Origin of the sequence: uncultured Caballeronia sp. (assembly GCF_964243625.1) — a bacterium.
Taxonomy (GTDB): Bacteria; Pseudomonadota; Gammaproteobacteria; order Burkholderiales; family Burkholderiaceae; genus Caballeronia.
This window is the reverse complement of record NZ_CAXTGZ010000542.1, coordinates 1-4075: the sequence shown is the minus strand read 5'-3', so window position 1 is coordinate 4075 and position 4075 is coordinate 1. Positions and strand designations below refer to the sequence as shown.

Sequence of the window (4075 nt, the reverse complement as noted above, 5' to 3'; positions counted from 1 at the left end):
CAACCGGTGTCCCGGGGCCGTCGGGCATCGGAATGAACGACGACGTCGATGTTGCCGCTTGAGGCGCTGCAATGGCCGACGATGTCAGCGGCGCGTGCGATCCCGTGCCCACGCGTGTCGAGTCGGATGCGACCGGCGCCAGTTGCGTTGGCGCCGGCATGACCGGTATTGAGCGCGGCTGTTCAGCGGGCACGGATGCAATCCGTCGCACGGGCGGCGTTACCGTTGCAACAGGCGCCGTGGCGTTCGGCTTCGGTGCGACATGAGCCATCGCAGGCGGCGTCTTGTTCAACCAGCCGGAACGCGTGATTGCATGCTCCACGAGCGTTTGCGCTTCGACGTTGCTTGCATCGATAGCGAGCACATCACGCGCATTCTGGCGCACGCATACCCACGAGCCGGTGGCTTCGCAGCCGCGCGCCATTTGCAGGAGGTTGTCGCGCGTGCGCTCCAGACCCACGAGTTCTGACTGCGTCCGCTGAATGTTGCCCGCGCTCAATTGCGCGGCCGGAATCTTCGAAAAACGGCGGCGCGCGGTGGTGAGATCGCCGCGCTCGATGGCATCGCGGGCGGCCTGCAGATTGTCGATCACGGCAGCCGGTGTAGCGGGGACACGGGCGGTCGTATCCGCGATGATGGGCGTCGCAACGACCGGTGCCTGCACTGCCGGCTTCTCCGGCGCCACCGCGGCGGAGTGGATGACAGGCGCGGAGGCACCGAGTGCGGCTTTCATATCGATGGCGCCATACGCACTGTGACCGGCCGGTGTTCCGGAAATTGCGCCTTCATGTTCGCCGGATTGCGAATAGATCACCCCGCCGGCGATCAACGCCAGCATGATCGCGCCGAGCGTGACGCTCTTCGAGTTGTCCCAGCGCTGCTCGCCGGTTCCCGCGAACTCGGCTTCTTCAGGCAGGCTCGGATACGGCGACGGCGCTGCCAGCGATCCGCGGCGCGCGGCGAACGGCAGACGCAGTCCGCCTGCGAGCGCCGAGGTGTTTGCGCCCGCGAGCGAACCGCCGTGATCGGCGCCGCAATGCGGACACGTGTCGGCGTCACCCGGGATGGCGTTGCCGCAACGCATGCACGTCACGGTTTCGGCAGACGATGGAAACAAAAGACGGGCCATGCGAAAAACCTCCCGGGACACAAGGGCTGTCCATACCACTTGCGCGTCCGGTTAATTCAGACGAATCGATGCTCGTATGAGGAATTGCTTCGGACTCCCTAGGCCGGACGTGCTTGACGGGAGCGGAACCAATATGTGACATCTGCGCGACGCAGTCAACACATGGTCCGCCGCGCCACGGGCGTGTTTTTGATGTTCAGATGAAGCAGGGAATCGCCTGCACTGGCTTTGTCGGCCAACGTGGCTCGCGGCATGTAAAAGCGACCTGTGGTTTCGTCGGCCACGAGCTAGGTTCTGTCCGAATACACCGCTAGAAGAAGGCCCATTGCGTTGCTTGAACCGCAATCGTGCGGCGTAAAAGTGATTAATTTTTTTGCGCGTTTACGCGAATGCGGCGATTGGCCGGGGCAGCCAACGTGCATTCAATAGGAGGGATTGTTTTGGTATGAAGCGATAGCGAGGCGGCCGTCAGACTGCCGCCTCGAAACAAGACAGGGAGTTTTACTTGCCCAACTGCAGCTTGCCATCCATACGACGATTCAGCCCAAGCGGATTGTCCGTCTTGAGTGCATCGGGCAGCAGTGCGTCAGGCAGATCCTGATAGCTCACCGGACGCAGGAAACGATCGATGGCGAGGCTTCCGACCGACGTCGAACGTCCGTCAGCGGTGGAGGGGAACGGGCCGCCGTGGACCATTGCGTGGCCCACTTCAACGCCTGTGCCGAAACCGTTCACAAGGATACGTCCCGTACGGCGTTCGAGTGCCGGCAGCACCTTGCGGGCCTCGGCGTAATCGGCTTCATCGATATGCAGCGCCGCTGTCAACTGACCTTCCATCTCTTCGATCAGATCGAGCATCGTGCCGAGATCCGGGCAACGCACGATCAGCGAAGCCGCGCCGAAGATCTCTTCCTGCAACTCTGCGTTGGCGCGGAACGCCTCGGCGGTCGTCGAGAACAACGCGGCCTGACCTTGCGTCCCGCCCTTGGCTTCTGCGCCGCGTGCGAGCGTCTTGACGTCGCTGTGTTCGGCCGTCTTGCTGAGCGCCGATACATACGCCTTGTGGATGCCCGGCGTCAGCATGGTTGCAGCCGGGATGTCGCTCAATGCGGCCGACGTCGCTGCAATGAAGGCGTCGAGGTCGGGGCCGTCGACTGCGAGCACCAGTCCCGGGTTCGTGCAGAACTGGCCCGCACCCAATGCCAGCGAACTGGCGAACGCCTTGCCGATCGCCGCACCGCGATTCTTCAGCGCGTTCGGGAACAGCAGGACCGGGTTGATGCTGCTCATTTCCGCGTAGACGGGGATCGGTTCACGACGCGCAGCCGCGAGCTTCATCAGCGCCGTGCCGCCTCCGCGCGAACCCGTGAATCCTACCGCCTTGATGCGCCGATCCGATACCAGGCCCTGACCGACGTCACGGCCGCTATCGAAGAGGAGCGAGAACGTGCCTTCCGGCAAGCCGCAATCCGCGACCGCTTTTTGCACGGCTGCGCCGACCAGCGCCGACGTACCCGGATGCGCCGAATGCGCCTTGGCGATCACCGGGCAACCTGCGGCGAACGCAGAGGCGGTGTCACCACCCGCCACCGAAAACGCCAGCGGAAAATTGCTCGCACCGAACACGGCGACCGGGCCGAGCGGCACATAACGCAGACGCAGATCGACGCGCGGCAGCGGCTGACGCTGCGGCTGCGCCGGATCGATACGCACGCCGAGGAAATCCCCTTCGCGCACGACTGCTGCGAACATGCGCAACTGGCCGACGGTCCGGCCGCGCTCGCCTTCGATGCGTCCACGCGGCAGACCGCTTTCGGCGACACACCGCTCGATCAGCACATCGCCGATATCGAGAATGTTCTGCGCGATCGTTTCGAGAAACCTGGCGCGCGTTTCAAGCGGCAGCTCGCGATACACATCCGATGCCGCCCACGCGAGCGCGCATGCCTGCTCGAGTTGCGCAAGCGTTGCGCCGCCGAAGGCCGGGGCGAGCTGCTCGCCGGTGGCTGCATCGACGCCCTTGATCGAGCCGTTGGTGCCGGGAACACTCTGTTTGCCGATCAGCAGATTGCTGGAGATTTCCATGATGGTTCGAATCCTTGGATGGTGTCAGGTGTAGTGAAGCGAATAGGGATGCGTTACTTGGGTTGCGCTACTTGCCCCAGCTCAGCACGAGCGGGTCGAGGCGCCGCGCCACTTTCAGCAAGCCTTCGCGCGTGGCGGGGTGCATCGGCGCGAAGGGGTGACGGGTCGTGTCCGAACGGATCACGCCGCCTTCCATCATCAGCGCCTTGCATGCTGCTAGGCCGCACTGGCGGTTTTCGTAATTGATCAGCGGCAGCCAGTGTTCGTAAAGATCGGCGGCGCGTTCCGTGTCGCCGGCGGTGTAGGCATCGACGATCTTGCGGATGCCGTCCGGATAACCGCCGCCAGTCATGGCGCCGGTCGCACCTGCATCGAAATCCGGAATCAACGTGATCGCTTCCTCGCCGTCCCACGGACCGACTACAGCGTCGCCGCCGAGTTCGATCAGTTCGCGCAGCTTCGACGCTGCCTGCGCCGTCTCGATCTTGAAGTACGACACGTTCGCCACTTCCTTCGCGAGCTTGGCGAGAAACGGCGCGGACAGCGGGGTGCCCGCGACCGGCGCGTCCTGGATCATGATCGGGATATCGATGGCGTCCGAGACCCGGGCAAAGAACTCATAGACGCCGCGTTCGCCCACGCGGATGGTCGCGCCGTGATACGGCGGCATGACCATGACCATCGCAGCGCCCGCGTCCTGCGCGGCCCGGCTGCGGGCGGCGCACACGTCGCTGCTGAAATGCGTGGTCGTCACGATCACCGGCACGCGGCCCGCCACGTGATCCAGCACAGTTTTCTGAACGACCGAGCGTTCGTCGTCGGTGAGAGCGAATTGCTCGGAGAAATTGGCGAGGATGCACA

The 4075-nt window shown here is 64.0% G+C and carries 3 protein-coding genes; all 3 read right to left on the bottom strand.

From position 1 onward, the window contains the following. Window positions 1–1129 (bottom strand): zinc ribbon domain-containing protein (locus ACFFAR_RS26630; protein WP_375508769.1); only part of this gene is annotated, 1129 nt, incomplete at its 3' end. 501 nt (window positions 1130–1630) lie between these two features. Then, complete coding sequence (locus ACFFAR_RS26625) at window positions 1631–3214, bottom strand: aldehyde dehydrogenase family protein (RefSeq protein WP_174364783.1); 1584 nt, start codon at window positions 3212–3214, stop codon at window positions 1631–1633. Between the two features lie 67 nt (window positions 3215–3281). Beyond that, window positions 3282–4075: dihydrodipicolinate synthase family protein (locus ACFFAR_RS26620; RefSeq protein WP_174364784.1), on the bottom strand; the 794-nt coding region annotated here is incomplete at its 5' end.